The 19975-nt window shown below is 65.7% G+C and carries 16 protein-coding genes; 2 read left to right on the top strand and 14 right to left on the bottom strand.

Translation table 11 applies throughout. The features are described from left to right. Positions 1–323 precede the first annotated feature (323 nt). Positions 324–1469 (top strand): porin, encoded by a 1146-nt coding sequence (locus tag U5775_RS22245; protein ID WP_322060255.1) that lies wholly within the window; start codon positions 324–326, stop codon positions 1467–1469. A gap of 176 nt (positions 1470–1645) precedes the next feature. Here U5775_RS22245 and U5775_RS22240 read toward each other — a convergent pair whose 3' ends face one another. The 14 genes from U5775_RS22240 to U5775_RS22175 form a co-directional block, all read right to left on the bottom strand. After that, positions 1646–2524, bottom strand: a complete 879-nt coding sequence (locus U5775_RS22240) for a bifunctional methylenetetrahydrofolate dehydrogenase/methenyltetrahydrofolate cyclohydrolase FolD (protein WP_322060254.1) — start codon at positions 2522–2524, stop codon at positions 1646–1648. Between the two features lie 116 nt (positions 2525–2640). After that, complete coding sequence (locus U5775_RS22235) at positions 2641–3243, bottom strand: sarcosine oxidase subunit gamma (protein ID WP_322060253.1); 603 nt, start codon at positions 3241–3243, stop codon at positions 2641–2643. Then, entirely contained in the window at positions 3236–6247 is a 3012-nt protein-coding gene (locus tag U5775_RS22230) for a sarcosine oxidase subunit alpha family protein (RefSeq protein WP_322060252.1), read from the bottom strand. Before U5775_RS22230 ends, U5775_RS22235 begins: the two co-directional genes overlap by 8 nt. Then, positions 6234–6557 carry a sarcosine oxidase subunit delta gene (locus tag U5775_RS22225; protein WP_322060251.1) on the bottom strand — a complete coding sequence of 108 codons (324 nt, stop codon included), beginning with the start codon at positions 6555–6557 and terminating at the stop codon, positions 6234–6236. Before U5775_RS22225 ends, U5775_RS22230 begins: the two co-directional genes overlap by 14 nt. Before the next feature lie 14 nt (positions 6558–6571). Beyond that, the gene (locus tag U5775_RS22220; protein WP_322060250.1) at positions 6572–7822 is read right to left on the bottom strand and encodes a sarcosine oxidase subunit beta family protein; all 1251 of its coding nucleotides are present in this window, start codon (positions 7820–7822) and stop codon (positions 6572–6574) included. Positions 7823–7850: 28 nt separating this feature from the next. Then, positions 7851–8711, bottom strand: coding sequence for a formyltetrahydrofolate deformylase (purU, locus tag U5775_RS22215; RefSeq protein ID WP_322060249.1), 861 nt, complete (start codon positions 8709–8711; stop codon positions 7851–7853). Positions 8712–8832: 121 nt separating this feature from the next. Beyond that, positions 8833–9786 carry a betaine/proline/choline family ABC transporter ATP-binding protein gene (locus U5775_RS22210; RefSeq protein WP_322060248.1) on the bottom strand — a complete coding sequence of 318 codons (954 nt, stop codon included), beginning with the start codon at positions 9784–9786 and terminating at the stop codon, positions 8833–8835. Continuing rightward, positions 9783–10655 (bottom strand): proline/glycine betaine ABC transporter permease, encoded by an 873-nt coding sequence (locus tag U5775_RS22205; RefSeq protein ID WP_322060247.1) that lies wholly within the window; start codon positions 10653–10655, stop codon positions 9783–9785. Before U5775_RS22205 ends, U5775_RS22210 begins: the two co-directional genes overlap by 4 nt. 51 nt (positions 10656–10706) lie before the next feature. Then, entirely contained in the window at positions 10707–11762 is a 1056-nt protein-coding gene (locus tag U5775_RS22200) for a glycine betaine ABC transporter substrate-binding protein (RefSeq protein WP_322060246.1), read from the bottom strand. 130 nt (positions 11763–11892) lie between these two features. Further along, entirely contained in the window at positions 11893–12831 is a 939-nt protein-coding gene (locus U5775_RS22195) for an electron transfer flavoprotein subunit alpha/FixB family protein (RefSeq protein WP_322060245.1), read from the bottom strand. Continuing rightward, positions 12831–13601 carry an electron transfer flavoprotein subunit beta/FixA family protein gene (locus U5775_RS22190; protein ID WP_322060244.1) on the bottom strand — a complete coding sequence of 257 codons (771 nt, stop codon included), beginning with the start codon at positions 13599–13601 and terminating at the stop codon, positions 12831–12833. The genes U5775_RS22195 and U5775_RS22190 overlap by 1 nt, the downstream gene beginning before the upstream one ends. A gap of 11 nt (positions 13602–13612) precedes the next feature. After that, positions 13613–16036 carry an FAD-dependent oxidoreductase gene (locus U5775_RS22185; RefSeq protein WP_322060243.1) on the bottom strand — a complete coding sequence of 808 codons (2424 nt, stop codon included), beginning with the start codon at positions 16034–16036 and terminating at the stop codon, positions 13613–13615. 204 nt (positions 16037–16240) lie between these two features. Next, positions 16241–17257 (bottom strand): iron-sulfur cluster-binding domain-containing protein, encoded by a 1017-nt coding sequence (locus tag U5775_RS22180; protein ID WP_322060306.1) that lies wholly within the window; start codon positions 17255–17257, stop codon positions 16241–16243. Next, positions 17257–18507, bottom strand: coding sequence for an aromatic ring-hydroxylating dioxygenase subunit alpha (locus U5775_RS22175; RefSeq protein ID WP_322060242.1), 1251 nt, complete (start codon positions 18505–18507; stop codon positions 17257–17259). The genes U5775_RS22180 and U5775_RS22175 overlap by 1 nt, the downstream gene beginning before the upstream one ends. Before the next feature lie 364 nt (positions 18508–18871). Between U5775_RS22175 and U5775_RS22170 the strand changes: the two genes are divergently transcribed. Then, complete coding sequence (locus U5775_RS22170; protein ID WP_322060241.1) at positions 18872–19828, top strand: LysR substrate-binding domain-containing protein; 957 nt, start codon at positions 18872–18874, stop codon at positions 19826–19828. Positions 19829–19975: the final 147 nt, after the last annotated feature.

The raw sequence follows: 19975 nt of genomic DNA, 5'->3' as shown, positions 1-19975 counted from the left end.
TCTGAAGGCGGGCATATGCGTTAAGGCCAGGTCGCGACATGAATTATCGCATCATGCACTTTTGGCTGTGCGACTGGCCAAAATAAAACCGCGCGGCATTCGCGTCGCAATTTGAAGATCTACCGAGTGACTTTGGATGAAGCGACATAGTCCCGCCCCTTCCTCGCATGGATTCGGATTTTGATGCATGCCATGCGTTTCTTTGGTTTGTCAGCGAATTTTAGTCTTCATACGCTCAGACACCAGTAACCGGATCGCGCAATACGCCGCTACGGACTGGCAATTAAATATTCATAAGTGAAGTCCACGTCTGGAGCATGTCAATGAAGAAGAAGTCGATCGTCGTCGCGCTAGCCGCCACGCTGACCTCGCCCGCGTTCGCGCAGTCGAGCGTCACGCTGTACGGCATTCTCGACGAAGGCCTGAACTACACAACCAATACCGGTGGCAAGCACAACATCGAAATGGCGGCGGGCTATGGCGCCGGCAACCGGTTCGGCCTGAAGGGCGCGGAAGATCTGGGCGGCGGCTGGAAAACGATTTTCACGCTCGAAAACGGCTTCGACCTGAGTTCCGGCCGGCTGAACCAGGGTGGCCGCATGTTCGGCCGTCAGGCGCTCGTCGGGCTTTCCAGCGACAAATTCGGCACGCTCACGGCCGGCCGACAATACGACTCGATGGTCGACTACGTCGCGCCACTGACCGCGAACGGCAACTGGGCGGGCTACCTGTTCGCGCACCCGTACGACAACGACAACACCGATAACTCCTTTCGCGTCTCGAACTCGGTCAAGTACACAAGCAATAACTACGGCGGCCTGAAATTCGGCGGCGTGTATGGCTTCAGCAACGCGGCCGGCCAGTTCGCGAACAACCGTGCGATGAGCTTCGGCGCGAGCTACGCGATCGGCGACCTGACGTTCGGCGCCGCCTACATGGACCTGAACAACGTCGGCATCGGCTCGACAGGCGCCGTCGCCGCGAACGACGCCAGCTTCTTTGCCGGCCATCAGCGCGAGTTCGGCGCGGGCGCCAACTACACGCTAGCTTCGGCGACACTCGGCTTCGTCTACACGCACACGCGGCTCGACCAGCCGACCGGCAACGGCTATCTGACGCCTTCGTCCTTTCCGGCAGGCATCACGGTGAATTCGCTGACCTTCGACAATTTCGAACTCAACGCGCTCTACCACTTCACGCCGTCGCTGTCAGCCGGCGCGATGTACACCTACACGAGCGGCCGCTATGACGGCAGCAACGGCGACTCGAAGCCGAAGTGGAATCAGTTCGGCCTCGTGGTGGACTACAACATTTCGAAACGCACGATGGTGTATGCGCATGCCGTTTACCAGAAGGTGTCGGGTTCCACCGGCACGTTCCTCGACGACGCGTACATCACCGGTACCGACAATTCGTCGTCGACCAGCAAGCAAGGCGTCGTGCGGCTCGGCATTCTGCACGTGTTTTGATGGCATAAGGCGGGGGTGGCGGCGCGTAGTGCTTGACAACCCCCGTCTTGCGTTTTTGACGTTCGCGGTTCGCCGTTTGCGCTTTGACGCTGGACCGTTTTCGGCGCGTCGCGTGGCCCTTCGCTTCCGCGACGCGCGTCACGCGGCCATAGCCGTAGCCGCGTCGCCAACACCACTCAGATCGACACATCCACGCCCGCAACGCGGCTCGCCGCCAGCACGGTATTGCGCAGCAGACAGGCGATCGTCATCGGGCCGACACCGCCCGGCACTGGCGTGATCGCCCCCGCCACCTCCCGCACCGCGACGAAATCGACGTCACCCGCCACGCGATAGCCGCGCTCCGCCTCCCCCACCCGGTTGATCCCGACGTCGATCACCACGGCGCCCGGCTTCACCCACTCGGCCTTGACCAGCTCCGCCCGCCCAACCGCCACGCACAGCAGATCCGCTTCGCGGCACACCGCAGCCAGATCCTTCGTGCGCGAGTGCGCGATCGTCACGGTGCAGTCAGCCTGCACCAGCAGCATCGCGAGCGGTTTGCCGACGATGTTCGAGCGGCCGACCACGACCGCACGCTTGCCGGACAGCGCACCGTCGAATGCGCGCTTCGCGAGCAGCATGCAGCCCTGCGGCGTGCACGGCACGAGCGCATTTGCATCGCCGTTCAGCAGCGCGCCGCCATTGACCGGATGAAAGCCGTCGACGTCCTTGTGCGGCGCTATCGCTTCGATCACGCAGCCTTCGTCGATGTGCGCCGGCAGCGGCAGTTGAACCAGAATGCCGTGCACGTCGGGCGCCACGTTCAGCGTGCCGATCAGCGCGAGCAGTTCGTCGGCAGGCGTGTGGACCGGCAGCACGTGCCGGATGCTGCGCAATCCTGCCGCCTCAGCCTGCACCACCTTGTTGCGCACATAGATCTGGCTTGCCGGATCTTCGCCCACGAGCACGACGGCTAGCGTCGGCGTCACATGGTGTTCCTGTTGGAGTCGCATTACGGCGCGACGCGTGGCCGCGTTCAGTTCGGCGGCAATGGCTTTTCCGTCAATGATCATGGTCGGTGTCGAGGTAGGTGGCGCGTGCGCATCGGACGATGGGCACGCCGCACGAGTTGATGTTGGCGCAGGCGCTGACGTTGGCTCTTGGCTTGGTGCTGGCAATAGCGTTGATATCAGCGAGTCGCGGCGAAAAATTCGTCTGCCGCGTCGAGCCACCAGCGCATCAGGAACTCGCTGTACGCGACATCGAAATAGACCAGGTACTCGCCGGGCACCCGATGAACGATCGTCGCGGCCAATCCGGCGAAGCGCGTGGCGGCCGCGCTGCCCGGAGGAAAAGCGTCCGTCTCCAGATTCAGCGCCGTGCCCTTGGCAAGGAGCGCAGGCGCATCGGCGCCGGTTGCACGGAAGCCCACGCGGCTGTCTGAGATCAACGTTGCGACCGCGAGGCTGTCATCGCACAAGATTTCGAGCGCTTCGAGCCGTTGCGCTTCTTCAGCAAGCGGGCAAAAGACCAGCCATTCGCGCGGCGCGCTCCATGCGATGAAGTGCTCGGCCGGGGTGACGACCGTGCAGCACCCAGTATCCGGCAGCGCGGAGACTCCGGCCGCGGCGGCGAGTCTCACTAACCATCCCGACTCGTCGAGGCGGCTTTGCAGACGAACGATGCCGGCGAGCGGCAACTCTTCTATCGACAGATTTGGCGTGCCGACCGGGAACCGTCCGGGCGGCGCCCATTGGGTTGCCGTCAGCGAGCGTGCAGCGAGCTCAGACATGCAGACGTTCTCCTTGCGGATCGAAATGAGCGGGCGGGACGATGCGCGCCGCGCAGACCTTGCCCTTTGCGTAGATCTGCACGGTCTCGCCGATGCGTGCCGCGCCGTTGCTGAGGATGCCGAGCCCGATCGATTTCCCGAGCATCGGCGAAAGACAAGCGGCCGTTACGTACCCTTGCGAGCATGTGGGCGGCGTGAGCGGCCCCGCTTCGACAAAGTGGCCGCCAACCGGCAGCGGCTCGCCCGCATCGATCGCTTCGATGCCGACGAACGCGAGCCTTCGCGCGTCGAGATCCGCCGGACGCTGCAGCGAGCGGCGACCGATGAAGTCGCCCTGCTTCTTCGCGATGATCCTTTCCCACCCAATGTCGTGCGGGTTCGACGCGCCGTCCGTGTCGGCACCGATGTGCAGATAGCCCTTCTCGGTGCGCATCACCTCGAGCGCCTCGATGCCGTACGGCGTCGCGCCGAGCGGCGCGCCCGCGCGTTGCACGGTCTCCCACAGCGACGCGGCGTAACGCGCCGGCACCGAGATCTCGTAGGTCGCTTCTCCCGTGAAGCTCGCGCGCAGCACGCGTGCAGGCGCGCCCGCGAACGTGCCTTGCCGGAACTGCATGTGGCCGAACGCTTGAGGATCCCAGTCAATGTCCGAGTCGATGCTGCTCACCAGCGCGCGGGCATGCGGCCCGGACACCGTCACGTTGGCCCACTGCGTCGTCACGTTGTTGACGAACACGCGTAGGTCGGGCCACTCGCATTGCAGATATTCGTCGAGCAGAAGAAACACGCGATCGACCGCGCCGCTCGTCGCATGCACGATGAAGCGCGTGTCGCTAATCCGCGCGATCACGCCGTCGTCGATCAGCACGCCGTTCTCGTTGGTCAGCATCGCGTAGCGCGCGAAGCCGGGCTTGAGGGTCGCCAGATTGTTCACATAGACGCGGTTGAGAAACGCCGCCGCATCCGGACCGCGCACGTCGATTTTGCCGAGCGGCGAGCCGTCGAATAGCCCTACACCATTGCGGACTGCGAGCACCTCACGCGTGGTGGCAGCGGCGATATCTTCATCGTCGCGCAGGTAGCAGCCCGGCCGGCGCCAGCCGTAATCGTCGAAGCTCGCCTGCTGCGCGGCGTGACATGCATGCGCCGGCAGCGTGCGCCACGGCGCGTAGCGCTCGCCGACGGTCGGCCCCGCGAACGTGCCGAGCGTGACTGGCGCGTACGGCGGACGGAAGCGCGTCGTGCCGACGTCGACGATCGGGCGGCCGCTCAGTTCGGCCATCACAGCGAGGATGTTGAAGTTGCTCGACTTACCCTGATCGATACTCATGCCGCCCGTCGTGTAGCGTTTCACATGCTCGACGGACTGGAAGTTCTCGCGCATCGCGAGCGCCACGTCGGACACCTTCACGTCGTACTGGAAATCGAGCCACTGTTTGTCGGTGCGCGTGGTGCGCGTGAACCAGAAGGGTTCGATGCCGAGTTTTGCTGGTTCTTCTTCGGCGTGTGGTAACCGTGCAGCTATCGCAGTGGCAGAGACGTCCACCTTCGCGCCAAGCCGCCGTGCCGCTTTTCGTCCCGCCGCATCGCCCTCGCGCAGGCACGCCGCGAGCGAAAACACGCCGTTCGCCGCGCCCGCCACCTGCACCGCCTGCGCACATTGATCCGGCACGAGGCAGAACTGGGTGTCGTCATAACGCAGGCTACCGCCCGCCTGGCTGAACAGATGAATCGTGGGCGTCCAGCCGCTCGACATCGCGACGAGATCGCACGCGAGCGTGACGGATACGCCTTCGAGCCGGCCGCTGCCCGTGTGACGCGCGATCTCAACGGCCCGCACGCGACGCTTGCCGCGCACGCGCTGGATACCGTAGCCCGCGTGCAATGCAATGCCGCGTTCCGACAGCGCCGCACGCAAGCGCGCCGGTACATTGCTTCGCGTATCCACCATGACGATGTCGCGCAGTCCCGCAGCGTGGAAGTCGAACACAGTCCGGTAAGCGTCGTCGTGATTGGCTACCACGACGATGCGCTGTCCGGCCACCACGCCGAAGCGGTTCAGATAGCTCCGAACCGCGCCCGCGAGCATTACTCCGGGCCTGTCGTTGTCGGCAAAGACGAGCGGCCTTTCGAGCGCACCCGTCGCGAGCACGACCTCGCCCGCGCGGATCCGCCACAAGCGCTCGCGCAAACTGCCCTCACCCGCCGCCGGTCCCTGCGCGTTCGCGACGCGCTCAACCGCCACCAGAAAGTTGTTCTCGTAGTAGCCCGAAACTGTAGTATCCGACAGCAGCCGCACACGCGGCATCGCGCGCAGCGTCGCCGTTGCTGACTCGACCCAGCGTATCGCCGGAACGCCATCCAGCAGTTCGCGTGTGTCGTTCAACGCGCCGCCGAACGTGCGCCCCTGCTCCGCGACGATCACGTTCAAGCCAGCACGAGCAGCCGCCAGCGCCGCGGCGAGTCCTGCCGGCCCCGCACCGCAGACGAGCACGTCGCAATGCACGTTGCGGCGCTGGTAGCGTTGTGCATCGTCGGCTTCCGGCGCGCGGCCCAGCCCCGCGATCTGCCGCACGAAGCGTTCGTAGAAGTGCCAGTTCGGCCAGATCATCGACTTGTAGTAGAACGACGCCGGCAGCCAGCGCTGGAACCGGTCCAGCACGTTGAACAGATCGAAGCGGACGTTCGGCCACGCGTTCTGGCCACGCGCGCGCAGTTCCGGGTACAGCTCGACCAGGGTGGCGCGCGCGTTCGGCTCGTCGAAGCCGCCGGCTTCGAGTTGCACGAGCGCGTTGCATTCGTCGATGCCCGCGGCAAACACGCCGCGCGGACGATGCAGCTTGAAGCTGCGACCCACGATATCGACGCCGTTCGCGAGCAGCGCGGCCGCGAGCGTATCGCCGGCGCGGCCGGTGTAGCGCTTTCCGTCGAACGTAAACGGAATCTGCGCAGGATCGCCGGCATCCTCGCGGCCGAATGGCGTCACACGTTCAAGCGGCTTCATCGGCACCTCGCGTGTAAGTAGGCAGCAAGGCCTCAGGGTGACGCGCGCACGCGTCGAGCGGCGCGGTGCGACGTACGACGTGCGTGACTGTGTCGCGCTCGACGCCGAACCATTTGCGGCAACCGAACGTATGGCGCCAGCGCTCGTGCGCGAGGCCGCGCGGGTTGTCGCGCTCGAACAGCCACGCGGCCCACGCCGCATCGTCGAGCTGGGACGGGTCGGCGGGACGCACGCGTTCGAGCGGGCCGCCGTAGGTGAACTCTTCTTCGTCGCGCAGGCTCGCGCAGTACGGACAGTGGAGACGGAGCATGGTCGGAGATGGAATCAGTGATCGACGCCGGCCGCCGCGGCTTCGTTGACGAAGCGGCCAGTCGTGAAACGATCGAGCCCGAACGGCTCGACCAGCGGATGCGGCCGGTCGTGCGCGATCGTATACGCGAGCGTGTCGCCGCCCGCTGGAATCGCCTTGAAGCCGCCGGTGCCCCAGCCAGTGCTGAGATACAGGCCATTGATCGGCGTCCTGCCGACAATCGGACTCGAATCCGGCGAGATATCGACGATGCCCGCCCACTGGCGCATCAGCTTCAGGCGGCTGAAGCTCGGAAACAGGTTCAGCGCGGCGCTCAATGTGTCTTCGAGTGCGGGCAGCGCTCCGCGCTGGCCGTACGACGGATAGCCGTCGGCGCGCCCGCCGATCAGGATCTCGCCGCGATCCGACTGGCTGATGTACGCGTGCACCGTGGGCGACACGACGAGCCCGTCGAGCGCCGGCTTCACAGGTTCGCTGACCATTGCCTGCAGCGCACCGCTCACGATCGGCAGCGATAACCCGGCCATCCGCGCAACCACCGACGAATTGCCGGCCACCGCGATCGCGACCTTGTCGGCGCGCACCAGCCCGTCGCGCGTGCGCACGCCCAGCACGCGCCGGTCGCTGACCTCGATGCCGGTCACTTCGCAGTTCTGCACGATGTCGACGCCGAGCGCGTCCGCGGCGCGCGCGTAACCCCACGCGACCGCATCGTGACGTGCCACGCCGCCACGCCGCTGGATGAAGCCGCCGTAGATCGGGAAGCGCGCGCTGCGCCGCGTGTCGAGCAGCGGCATGAAGCTGCGCACCTGCCCGACTTCGAGCATTTCGGCGTCAATGCCCTGCAGCAGGATCGAATTCGACCAGCGCTCGAGCATGTCCATCTGATGCGGGTTGTGCGCGAGCGTCAGCACGCCGCGCTGGCTCAGCATTACGTTGTAGTTCAGCTCGTGGCTCAGCCCTTCGTACAGCTTCAGCGAGTGCTCGAAGAAATTCGTGCTCTCCGGGTAGAAGTAGTTCGAGCGGATCGCGGTCGTATTGCGGCCCGTGTTGCCGCCGCCGAGCCAGCCCTTCTCGAGCACGGCGACGTTCGTGATGCCGTGCCGCTTTGCGAGATAGTAGGCGGTGGCCAGCCCCTGCCCGCCGCCGCCGATGATCACCACGTCGTAGCGCGTCTTCGGCCGGGGGTTGCGCCACACGGGCTGCCACTGACGGTGCCCGCGCAACCCGTGCCGCACGATGTTCAGAAACGAATACTTTTCCACCTGCTGCCCTCGCCGGACGAATGAGCGTTCAAAGAACGACGGTGCGCTGGCCGTTCAGGAACACCCGGCCCTCGCTGAACAGGCGCACGGCGCTCGCGAGCGCGATGGCTTCGGTGTCGTGGCCGATAAGTGCCATGTCTTCGGCGCGCTGCGTATGGTCGACCGGCTTCACTTCCTGCACGATGATCGGCCCTTCGTCCAGATCGCTCGTGACGAAGTGCGCGGTCGCGCCGATCACCTTGACGCCGCGCTCGTGCGCCTGGTGATACGGCCGCGCACCCTTGAAGCCCGGCAAAAACGAGTGGTGAATATTGATGGCCCTGCCTTCCAGCCGGCGGCTCATGTCGTCGGACAGGATCTGCATGTAGCGCGCGAGCACCAGCAGTTCGGATCCGGTCCGGTCGAACAGCGCGAGAATGCGCGCTTCCTGCTCGGGCTTCGTCTGCGGCGTGATCGGGAAGTGATGGAACGGAATGCCGTGCCATTCGACGAGCGCGCGACAATCCTCATGGTTCGACACAACGCCGACGATATCCACCGCGAGCGCACCCGCGCGCCACTTCGTCAGCAGCAGCGTGAGGCAATGGTCATAGCGGCTGACCGCGATCAGCACCTTCGGGCGATAGTCCGCGCGGCGCAGCACGTAGCGCATGTCGAGTTCGGACGCGAGCGTATCCAGATCGTCGCGCATCGTTTCGAGCGGCACGTTCATCACGTGATCATCGAAAATCATCCGGCAAAAGAAGGTCTGCGTGCCTGGGTCGCCGTAGTGGAACGACGCCGTCACGAAGGCGCCGCGCTTGTACAGCAGGTCGGAGACTTTCGCGAGGATACCGAGCCGGTCGGGACACTGGAAGGTGAACAGCCAGTCGACTGAGGTGTTGTCCATAATATGCAATACGTCCTTTACCTTTAACCAACCATCTATCAGGATAACTAACAGGCGATGCAACGAAGATGCGCGAATTCGTAGTCTTCGTCGGTCTATCTGACTATCGCCCTGCCGCCCCTCAGCGCGCGTCGACGAAACGCCGCACGTAGTCGTTGGCGGGCGCGCGGCGGATCTCGTCCGGCGTGCCTACCTGGATCACGGCGCCGTCCTTCATGATCGCGATGCGCGAGCCGATCTTCATCGCTTCGTCGAGATCGTGCGTGATGAACACTATGGTCCGGCGCAGCACCGCCTGCATTTCCAGCAGGATGTCCTGCATCTCGCCACGGATCAGCGGATCGAGCGCGCTGAACGCCTCGTCCATCAGCAGCACGTCCGGGTCCGACACCAGCGCGCGCGCCAGCCCGACGCGCTGCCGCATGCCGCCCGAGAGTTCGTCCGGATAGCGCTGTTCGTAGCCTTTCAGGCCGAGCCGCCCGTTGATCCATTCGCGCGCCACGCGATCGGATTCCGCCTTCGGATCGCCGCGCACCCAGCGGCCGAACACGACGTTTTCGAGCACCGTCTTGTGCGGCAGCAGCGCGAAGCTTTGGAACACCATGCCGATGTGATTGCGCCGCATGTCGCGAAGCGCCCGCGGGCCCAGGCGCAGCACGTCGATGCCGCGGAACATTAGTTCGCCACTGTTCGGCTCGATCAACCGGTTGAAGTGCCGCACGAGCGTCGACTTGCCCGAGCCCGACAGGCCCATGATGACGAAGATCTCACCCTCGCGGATCGACAGCGACACGTCGCGCACCGCGACATTGCAGCCAGTGCGCTGCAGGACATCGTCCTTCGTCACGCCTTGTTTCGCGAGCGACAGCGCCGATTCGACCTGGCGCCGGTGCCCGCCGAACACCTTGTACAGATGTCGCAATTCGAGAATCGGCGCGCCAGAAGCAGCGGAGCCCACACCGGCGGCCGGCCGGGCGCCCGCCACAAACGATGCATCGGCGGCCGGCCGGGCCGCCGGACCATGCGCGCCGGCGTCGAGCGAAGCGCGCAGGCCGCGCAGAATGGAGAGTGTCATACGGATGCGCTCCGGGCTTGTCGGCGCAGCCGCCGGCTCACGCCGAACGACTGCGTGATGCGATCGAACACGATCGCGAGAATGACAATGGCCACGCCCGCGACAACGCCCTGGCCCATGTCGAGATTGTTGATGCCGGACAGCACGTCCTCGCCGAGCCCGCGCGCGCCGATCATCGACGCGATCACGACCATCGCGAGCGACATCATCACCGCCTGATTGACACCGGCCATGATCGACGGCAGCGCGAGCGGCAGTTCGACTGCGATCAACTGCTGCCACGACGTCGCGCCGAACGATTTCGACGCCTCGACGACATCCGCCGGCACCTGCCGCAGCCCGAGATCGGTGAGTCTGACGAGCGGCGGCAGCGCGTAGATCATCGTCGCGAAGATCGCCGGCACACGGCCGAGCCCGAACAGCATCACGACTGGGATCAGATAAACGAACGAAGGCAGCGTCTGCATCATGTCGAGCACCGGATTGCAGACCCGCGCGAGCCACGCGCTGCGCGACACCGTGATGCCGACCGGTACGCCGATGATGGTGGTCAGCACGAGCGCGGTCAGCATGATTGCGCAGGTCGAGATCAGCTTGTCCCACAGGCCGAGACAACCGATCACATAGGTGAGCGCCATCAGCAGCAGCGCGCGTCCGATGCGCCGTCCGCCGAGCCACGCGATCGCGCCGATCAACGCGATCACGACGAGCGGCGGCGCCGCTTTCAGCAGCGCCTCGACCGGATTCAGCGCGTACATCAGCAGCACCACGCTGACGTGATGAAACACGTCGCCGTAACGCGATACCACGCCGGTGAAGAACTGGTTGATCGGGTCACCCAGGTGCAGCGGATAGAAGATGCCGTTCATTGCACTACCCTTTTCAGTGGACGGCGCCGCCCGGCGCCGTCGATCCGTCGGTTACTTCAGGCTGACCTCCACCTTCTGCGCGACCGCATCCGGCACCCAGCCGGCGACGATGGCCGGATGCGCCTTCAGATAATCGACTGCCGCGTCACGCGGTGCAAGCTTCGTGCTCGCCATCTGCGCGAGGGTCGCGTTGATCGCGCCGATCGGAAACTGGACTTTGTCGAACAGCGACAGCACCGCGGGGTCGCTATCGGCCACCGAGTTCGACACGACGACGCGCAGCGTGGTGGGCGGCGACGCCGAGCCGCACGGGTTCGCGTCCTTGCTGCCGTTGATGGTCTTCCAGCACGCCGCGTTGTAGGCCGGTTCGTCGAGCTTGACCGCGTGGAAGCGGCCGAGAATCGTCGACGGTTCCCAGTAGTAGAACAGGATCGGCTTGCCGCGCGTGAAGGCCGATTCGATCGCCGCGTCGAGCGCGGGCCCGGAACCCGGATGGAAATCGGTGTAGGACGCGTCGAGCTTGTAGGCCTTCATCTTCTGCTCGGTGTCCGACTCGCACTGCCAGCCAATCGGGCAGTTGTACAGGCGGCCGTGAGACGGGTCTTCCGGGTCCGCGAACAGCGCCTTGTAGCGCGGCAGGTCGGTCACGCTCTTCAGGTCCGGCGCGATCGGCTTGATGCCGCGCGCCGGGTCGCCCTTGATCACGTAGTCGGGCACGTAGTAGCCCTCGACGCTGCCGCCGTTCACGAGCGAACCGACGATCTTCACGCGGCCGTCATGTGCCGCGGTTTCGAACGCCGGCGTGCGGCCGGACCAGTACTCGACCATCACGTTCAGGTCGCCCGTCGACACCGCCTGTAGCGCGATCGCGTTGGTGGCGGGCGTCAGCTCGGTCTTGCAGCCGTAGCCCTTTTCGAGCACGTAGCGGATGACCTCGGTCATGAACTTCGCGCTGTCCCACCCCATCTCCGCAAACTTCACCGGCTTGCCGGCCGCGCACCACGACGACTGTGCGAGGTCCGCGGCCTGCGCGTTCGCACCCAGCGCACCGACCGCGCACACGACGAGCGCACGCGCCAGCGTATGCGTGAAAAACCGTTTAAACATGTCTCCACTCCGTTCGTTGATTGGCTCCAATACCCCGATTGCGCAACTGCTGCTCTACCGCCTGCTTCGTGAAACCTGCCCGCGCGTCGCGTGCGCTGAGTGATGCAGCGACGCGGGCGTTCCTTCTTCTTCACAGCGCCGCCACCACCGCCGGCACCGCGTCGAACAGATCGGCGACGAGCCCGACATCGGCGACGCCGAAGATCGGCGCCTCCGGGTCCTGATTGATCGCGACAATCGTACGCGCGTCCTTCATGCCCGCGAGATGCTGGATCGCGCCGGAGATACCGACCGCGACATACAGGTCGGGCGCGACGATCTTGCCGGTCTGGCCGACCTGATAGTCGTTCGGCACGAAGCCCGCGTCGACGGCCGCGCGCGATGCGCCGAGCGCCGCGTCGAGCCGATCGGCCAGCGGCGTCAGCACGCGCTGATAGTTGTCTCCCGAACCAAGGCCCCGTCCGCCCGATACGACGACCCGCGCCGTCGCCAGATCCGGCCGCTCGCTCACGGTCGTGGCGCGGCGCACGAAGCGCGCGGTAGTCGTGTCGGCGCGCGCGGCGCATTCGACTGTCACGCGTTCGCAGGCGGGCTGCGTCTGCTGCACCGCCGGGAACGCCGACGCGCGCACGGTACCGACCACCACACCGTCATTGACCCGCACCGTCGCGATCACGTTGCCGGCGTACATCGGGCGCTCGAACGTGTGAGCGTCGATCACCGCAGTGATGTCCGATACCTGCGGCACGTTCAAGCGTGCGGCGACACGCGGCATCACGCGCTTGCCGATCGACGTTGCCGCGGCAAGCAGGCAATCGTAATCGCCTGCCAGCGCGAGCAGCTGCGTGGACCAAGGTTCTGCGAGCGCATGCTCGAGTGCGGCGTCGTCCGCCACCAGCACGCGCATGACGCCTTCGACACATGCGGCTTCGTCCGCGACTGCGCCGATGTTCGCCCCTGCCACCAGTAGATGGATCGGCCCGAGCAACGCACGGGCGGCGGCAATCACACTCGCCGTCGCTGGATGCAGATGCGCGCCGTCGTGTTCCGCGAGGATCAGCGTGCTCATCAACGTGCTCCCATTGCAGCGACTGGCGCGACGAACGACTTCAGCGCGCCGGCCAGTTCCGTGGCGTCCGCCACGCGGCGGCCACCCTCGCGCGGCGCCGGCTCACGCAGCTGCAACACTTCGAGGCGCGGCGTCATATCGACGCCTAGCGACTCGGCCGTCACCGTATCGAGCGGCTTCTTCTTCGCCTTCATCAGGTTCGGCAACGTCACATAGCGCGGCGCGTTGAGCCGCAGGTCGACCGTCACGACCGCCGGCAGGCGCAGCGACAGCGTGTCCACGCCGCCGTCGGCTTCACACGTGACCACCGCTTCGCCCGCACCAAAGAATTCGAGCGCCGAAGCACAGGTCGCCTGCGGCCACCCGGTCAAGGCCGACAGCATCTGACCGGTCTGGTTGCAGTCGTCGTCAATGGCCTGCTTGCCGAGCAACGCAAGGCCGACCGCTTCGCGCTGCGCCACTTCTGCCAGAACCCGCGCGACGCCGAGCGGCTCGCAGGCGTGTTGCGTGTCGACGCGAATCGCGCGGTCGACGCCCATCGCGAGCGCGGTGCGCAGCGTCTCCTGCACTTCCGTGCCGCCGATCGATACCGCGATGACCTCGCCGGCGAGGCCCGCTTCCTTCAGGCGTACCGCCGCCTCAACCGCGATCTCGTCGAACGGATTGAGCGCCATCTTGACGTTCGCAACATCGACGCCGCTGCCGTCCGCCTTCACCCGCACCTTCACGTTCGCGTCGACGACGCGCTTCACCGCCACCAGTATCTTCATGAGTGCATCCCTCACATGCGCATCCGCGCGCCGGCCGGATCGTAGGCAGGCTCGCACAGCAGCCGCGCCGCGCGGCGCTCGCCGAGAATCTGGATTTCGAACGGATGCTTCGCGCCGCCGTCCAGCCATACCGATTTCACGTAGGCCATCGCGAGGCTCTTGCCGGTGCTGTGCCCGTACGCGCCCGAGGTCGTGTAGCCCGCGACCTGGTCGCCGACCCAGACCGGTTCGAAGCCTGCCGCATCCGCATCGAGCGCGTCGACATCGAAGGTCACGAGACGCTGCCCGGGTGTCACTCCGCGTTGCGCGAGCGCCGCGTCGCGGCCGATGAAATCACCCTTGTCGTACGCGATGAAGCGCTCGAGGTCCGCCATCGAAGGCGTGTACTCGGGGCCGAACTCGCGCGACCAGATGCCGAAGCCCTTCTCGATGCGCAGCGACAGCAGCGCCCAGACCCCATACGGACGCAGGCCGTAGGCTTCGCCCAGCGACAGCAGCCTGGCGTAAACGCTGCGGACATACGGTGCTTCGACATAGATCTCGTAAGCGAGCTCGCCCGACAGCGACAACCGCGCGACCCACGCCGGCGCCACGTCGGCGTCGCCCTGCACGACCTGCATGAAGCGCTGCGCCGGCACCGCGCTGTCCGCGCCGAACAGGTCGCGCATCAACTCACGCGAGCGCGGACCGGCGACCACCAGCATCGCGAGCGAATCGCTACGATTGTCGATGCGCACCGAACCGTCCGCCGGCAGCAAACGGTCGAACCAGCGCTGATGCCATTCCTGCAGATAACCGGAACCGGTAATCAGAAAGCGGTCCTCCGCGAGGCGCAGCAGCGTCAGGTCACCCTTCAGGCGGCCGCTTTCCGACAGCAGCGGCGCGAGACGCGCGCGTCCGACATCCGGCAGCCGGCTCGCGAACACGCGGTCGAGCCACGCGGCCGCACCAGGTCCGCTCACCTCGTACTTCGCGTAACCACATGCGTCGAATACGCCCACCGCCTCGCGCACCGCACGACATTCCTCGGCGACCGTTTCGAACGCGTTCGAGCGGCGGAAGCTCGGCGTTTCTTCGGCAGGCGTGCCGGGAGGCGCGAACCACATCGGCGCTTCGAGCCCGTACATCACGCCGAATACCGCGTTGGCGTCCTTCTGCAGGTCGTACAGCGGCGTGGTCTTCATCGGCCGGCCCGCGGGCCATTGCTCGTTCGGCCGCGCGAGATAGAAGCGGTGTTCGTAGAACTCCTGCGCTTTCGCCGTCACATAGGTCTGCGTCAGATTCGGGAAGCGCGCGACGTCCATGCCGAACACGTTGTCGTGTGGTTCGCCTTCGATCATCCATTGCGCGAGCGCGAGACCCACGCCGCCGCCCTGACTGAAACCCGCCATACAGCCGCACGCCGCCCAGTAGTTGCGCAGCCCGCGCACCGGCCCGACAAGCGGATTGCCGTCCGGCGTGAACGTGAACGGCCCGTTGACCACCCGCTTGATGCCCGCGTTGCCCACGCTCGGGAAGCGCTGAAAACCGTGCATCAGCTCTTCTTCGATGCGTTCGAGGCGCGGCGGCAGCAGATCGGTCTCGCCGTACTCCCACGGTGTGCCGCCGAGCGCCCACGGCGTCGAACTGCGCTCGTACACGCCGAACAGCACGCCGTGATGCTCCTGACGCATGTAGATTTCACCGTCCAGATCGACCATCACCGGGATCTCTCGGCCGAGCTGGACCAGTTCGGGAATGTCCTCGGTCACCAGATAGTGGTGTTCCATCGGAATCAGCGGCAGCTTCACACCGGCCATCGCTCCCACTTCGCGCGCCCACAATCCAGCCGCGTTGACCACGTGCTCCGCGTGAATCTCGCCCTTGTCCGTCGTCACGATCCAGCTGCCGTCGGGGCATTGCCGCAGCGCCTCGACACAGGTGTGCTGATAGATCTCGGCGCCCTGGCGGCGCGCCGCGCGGGCATACGCCTGCGTGCAGCCGTACGGATCGAGGTGGCCTTCGTTCGGCGCCCACAGGCCGCCCTTCACGTCGCTCACGTCGACGAGCGGGCACTTCGCGGCGATCTCCGCCGGCGTGATCAGCTCAGTTTCGAGACCCATAAAGCGGTGCCGCGAGGCCTCCGTGCGCAGGAACTCCCAGCGCTCCGGCGTCGCGGCGATCGTGATGCCGCCCGGCACGTGCAGCCCCACGTCCTGATCGCCGACTTCCTGGATCTCCTTGTAGAGCGAGATCGTGTATTCCTGCAGCCGCACGATATTCGGGTCGCCGTTGAACGCGTGGAAGCCCGCGGCCGCATGCCAGGTCGACCCCGCGGTCAGCACCTTGCGCTCGAGCAGCACGACGTCTTTCCAGCCGAACCGGGTCAGGTGGTACAGCACCGAGGCGCCGACCACGCCGCCGCCAATGACCGCTACCTGGCAATGACTCTTCATCGATCTCGTTTCCTTCACAGGTTCATTCATGGATGCATGCAACGCCGGTTGTTCAGAGCATCGCGGGTGTGTCTTCCGCAGCGCCTAGCTCGTTTGCACTCCGCACTATCTGCATCTTGGGGAGTACAAAAAACTGTCACAACCGAATTTCGGCAATGGCTGTCATGCAAATCCGCATGCAGCGTTCGTGTGCCGAATGAAATCTCAAACGTCGAGCTCGACATCCGACGTCGGCCGCGAGCAGCACGCGAGCACATAGCCCGCCGCGATCTCGTCTTCGTCGATGCCGCCGGCGTCGCTCATGTCGACCGTGCCCGCGAGCAGCCGCACGCAACAGGTGCCGCACACGCCCGCCCGGCACGCGCTCGGAATCACGAGGCCTGCGCCTTTCGCCGCGTCGAGCAGCGTGGCGTCCGCCGCGCAGGGACCCTCGCGCGCCGCACGCGCATAGCGCACACGAAACGTTGCGTCGCTGGCCGCCGGCGGCCGTTCGGCGGGCAGCGGCAGCGTGAAGCTTTCTTCGTGATATTTCGCGGCCGCGAGCCCCATCGACAGCAGCAACGCCTTCACCTCGCGCATGAACGGCTCGGGCCCGCAGCAATAGACATCGCGCTGTGCGACATCCGGTGCGAGGTGCGCGAGCATCGCGGCGGTGAGCCGCCCGCTGCCCGGCGCGCGAGAGATCACTTCGTGCACGCGAAAGCGAGGCCAGTCGCGCGCAAAGCCGATCAGTTCGTCATGGAACAGCACGTCGCCCGGCGTACGCACACACTGCACGAACACGGCGTCCGGTCCGTCGTCGCGCAGCGTCGCGCGCCAGTGACGCGCCATCGCGATCAGCGGCGTGATGCCGACGCCGCCCGCGATCAGCAGCACCGGCTCGCGCCCCGAGGGCGCGACGAAGGTGCCCGACGGTCCCGCCGCGCGCAGCACCGCGCCAGGCGTCGCGCGCCGATGCAGCCACGTCGACACCGGTCCTTCGGGCGCCGCTTTGGCCGTGATCGAAAACGACGCGCGATCTGCGACCGACACCGACGACACCGTGTAGCAGCGAAACTGCGGACCGTCGTCGAGCGGCACCTCGAACGTCACGTGCTGACCCGCAGCATGCTCGAAGCGTCGTCCGTCCTCGAAACGCCACGTGAAGGTCTTCACGTCGTGCGTTTCGCGCACGACCGACACGCACCGTACCGGCGCGAATTCCCGGTCCGCGACCGTCATCACGCAACCCGGATCGGCAGCGTGCGGCGGCGGGCAGCCACACCGTCGCGCATCGCATCGAGATACCACGCGATGAACGCCATCACGCCACTTTCGACGAGCGGCGAATACTCTCCCGGCTCGTAACCGAGCGAATTGATGCCGAGCTGGTTGGTTTCGACGAGCCGCTGATCCTGCGCGTTGGTCGCTTTCCAGACTTCGGTCAGCGTGTCGAGGTCGTAGTCGACGCCTTCGACCGCTTCTTCGTGAACGAGCCAGCGCGTCGTGACCTGGGTCTCGCGCGGGCCGAGCGGCAGCAGACGGAACGCGACCGCGTGGTCGCCGAGCGCGTGATTCCACGTGTTCGGAAAGCGCAGCAGCCGCAGCGAACCGACGTCCTGCTCCGGCAGCGTCCCCATCACGCGCCGGCTGGCCGCTTCGCCCGACATCGTGAACGACACGCCTCGTTCCATCGCGGCCCGCACGAGGCGGTACTCGGGCGCTTCCTCGACCGGCGCATACGGCAGGCCGGCGGCCGCCCAGCGCGCCTCGTCGCGCGCGGTCTTCGCGGCGAACACGACGCCGTCGCTGCCGTAGCGCGGATCAGTCGGGCCGTCGTACTCGGAAATGGTGCGCAGCAGTTCCGGATGGTTGGCTGCGCAGTGGTAGCACTCGCGGTTGTTTTCGAGCACGAGTTTCCAGTTCCCCTTCTCGACGATCGTCGATTCGAACGCAATTTTCGCGTGCTCGAGCCCGTGCGGCGCGAGGTACGGCGTGACCCGCGCGCTGAACGCGGAGAAGTCCAGCGGCTCCCGCGCGAGACTGATGAAGATATAGCCGGCGACGACTTCGCACGCGACGGGCTTCAACCCGTACTTCGACGGATCGAACGTCTCGCCCATATTGCGGGCGAACATCAGCTTGCCGTCGAGACCGTAGGTCCACTGGTGATAAGGGCAGGTCAGCCGGCGCGCGGTGCCGCGCTCGCCCGCACAGACGCGCGAGCCGCGATGGCGACAGGTATTAAAGAACGCGCGGATAGTGTCGTCGCGGTCGCGGATCACGAGAACCGAGGTCTCCCCGATCGCCACCGTGAACCAGTCGCCCGGCCGCCTGATCTCGCAGGATAGCCCGGCGAATAGCCACTGCCGCTCCCAGATCAGCGCCATGTCCGCGGCGAAAAGGTCTTCGTCCTTGTAGAAGGCCTGCGGCAACGGGCGGCCTGGCACACAGGCGGCGAGCAATGCGTTGAGCTTCGTGTCGTCAAACATGGGAGGTTCCGTGCATCTGTCGTGGCGCACCGCCGCTTCGCGCGGCGCAGCGGTTCCGGCGGACCGCTGGGATAGATTTCATGCCGACATAAAGGGCGCGACAAGCCACAATTTCTGTGGCATTGCATGCGAATTTTCATGCAAAACTGCGCCGGCAGCGCGAGAGCCCATCCGGCAAGGCTTTCGTCAAAGGCTGGTGGGGCTTGCTTTGGATCGCTACGGCAAGCCACTAGGGACTATCCCCTAGTGGTCCGGCATTTCTTTTTGGCTAGCATTTTTGCAATCGAACCGGCGGCCGGGCGCGAGGCATCACGCGTCGTCTGCTGCTTGGGGTCAACCATCCTGAAGCGAGGGCGTCATGGCCATGCAAAAGTCGAAAAAGCGGCTGCCGCCGCTCAACACGATCGCGGCATTCGAGGTCTCCGCCCGGCTGATGAGCTTCACGAAGGCGGCGGAAGAACTGCATCTGTCGCAGGGTGCGGTAAGCCGGCAAATCCAGGTGCTGGAAGAGCGCATCGGTGTGCCGCTCTTCAACCGGCGCCATCGCGAGATCGATCTGACCAAGGCCGGCGTCATCTTCCAGCAGGCGATCGCGCAGAGCCTGATGTCGATCCGGCGCGCGGTCGCGCTGATCGAAAACCTCGAATCGTCGAGTGTGACGATCGCGGCGAGCGTCGCGATGTCGAGCTTCTGGCTGATGCCGGCGCTGATCGGTTTTCGCGAGCTGCACCCCGACATCGAGATCCGCGTGCTGGCAAGCGACCAGCCGCTCGACCCGCGCCGCGAAGCGGTTGATCTCGCGATCCGCTACGGCGACGGTCACTGGCCCGGGCTCGTCAAATACAAGCTGTTCGACGAAGAAATCTTTCCAGTCTGCAGCCCTGAGTACCTCGAGTCGCGGCCGATCTCGCGCGCTGACGACCTGCTCGACGAAGTGCTGATCGACGTCGAAGCAGGCCTCTCCGTTTGCAGCACGTGGGACGACTGGTTCGCTCTCGCGGGCGTCACGCCGCAGCCACATCGCAGTTCGATCCGCGTGAACAACTTCGACCTTGCCTATCGCGCTGCGTGCGCCGGCAAGGGCGTGGCGCTCGCGTGGTCGTACGGGGTGACGGAATTGCTGCGCGACGGCGCGCTCGTGCGCCCGCTCGACGTCAGCGTCCGCACGCGTCTGTCCGAGTACATCGTGACTGCGGAGCAATACCCGCCGAGCAACGCGGCCCAGTGCGTGCTGGACGCGTTGATCGATTTCGCCGCTCATACGGTTCCTACATACAGGACCAGACCATACCTTTTTAATGGCGGTGAAGCCGCGGTTTAGGGGCCGCAGTTGTACAGCTGAAGTTGCGGCGCGTTCACGAGCATCGGTAGGACTTCAGTATCCGAAACGTCAGCGAAGGGATCGGGACCGGAACCCCAGGAACGACGGGGATCGCAGCGGTGCGCAACGCGTGATGGCGCTGCTCGC

This window comes from Paraburkholderia sp. J63 (genome assembly GCF_905220245.1).
GTDB lineage: Bacteria > Pseudomonadota > Gammaproteobacteria > Burkholderiales > Burkholderiaceae > Paraburkholderia.
This window is presented reverse-complemented; position numbering and strand designations above follow the sequence as displayed.

Excerpts from the sequence above, each read along its gene's own strand:
- U5775_RS22225 (WP_322060251.1), bottom strand. The coding sequence starts at position 6,557 with ATGCTCCGTCTCCACTGTCCGTACTGCGCGAGCCTGCGCGACGAAGAA.
- U5775_RS22175 (WP_322060242.1), bottom strand. The coding sequence starts at position 18,507 with ATGTTTGACGACACGAAGCTCAACGCATTGCTCGCCGCCTGTGTGCCA.
- purU (WP_322060249.1), bottom strand. The coding sequence starts at position 8,711 with ATGGACAACACCTCAGTCGACTGGCTGTTCACCTTCCAGTGTCCCGAC.
- U5775_RS22195 (WP_322060245.1), bottom strand. The coding sequence starts at position 12,831 with ATGAGCACGCTGATCCTCGCGGAACACGACGGCGCGCATCTGCATCCA.
- U5775_RS22170 (WP_322060241.1), top strand. The coding sequence starts at position 18,872 with ATGCAAAAGTCGAAAAAGCGGCTGCCGCCGCTCAACACGATCGCGGCA.
- U5775_RS22235 (WP_322060253.1), bottom strand. The coding sequence starts at position 3,243 with ATGTCTGAGCTCGCTGCACGCTCGCTGACGGCAACCCAATGGGCGCCG.
- U5775_RS22200 (WP_322060246.1), bottom strand. The coding sequence starts at position 11,762 with ATGTTTAAACGGTTTTTCACGCATACGCTGGCGCGTGCGCTCGTCGTG.
- U5775_RS22240 (WP_322060254.1), bottom strand. The coding sequence starts at position 2,524 with ATGATCATTGACGGAAAAGCCATTGCCGCCGAACTGAACGCGGCCACG.
- U5775_RS22205 (WP_322060247.1), bottom strand. The coding sequence starts at position 10,655 with ATGAACGGCATCTTCTATCCGCTGCACCTGGGTGACCCGATCAACCAG.
- U5775_RS22230 (WP_322060252.1), bottom strand. The coding sequence starts at position 6,247 with ATGAAGCCGCTTGAACGTGTGACGCCATTCGGCCGCGAGGATGCCGGC.
- U5775_RS22190 (WP_322060244.1), bottom strand. The coding sequence starts at position 13,601 with ATGAAGATACTGGTGGCGGTGAAGCGCGTCGTCGACGCGAACGTGAAG.
- U5775_RS22210 (WP_322060248.1), bottom strand. The coding sequence starts at position 9,786 with ATGACACTCTCCATTCTGCGCGGCCTGCGCGCTTCGCTCGACGCCGGC.
- U5775_RS22180 (WP_322060306.1), bottom strand. The coding sequence starts at position 17,257 with ATGACGGTCGCGGACCGGGAATTCGCGCCGGTACGGTGCGTGTCGGTC.
- U5775_RS22185 (WP_322060243.1), bottom strand. The coding sequence starts at position 16,036 with ATGAAGAGTCATTGCCAGGTAGCGGTCATTGGCGGCGGCGTGGTCGGC.
- U5775_RS22245 (WP_322060255.1), top strand. The coding sequence starts at position 324 with ATGAAGAAGAAGTCGATCGTCGTCGCGCTAGCCGCCACGCTGACCTCG.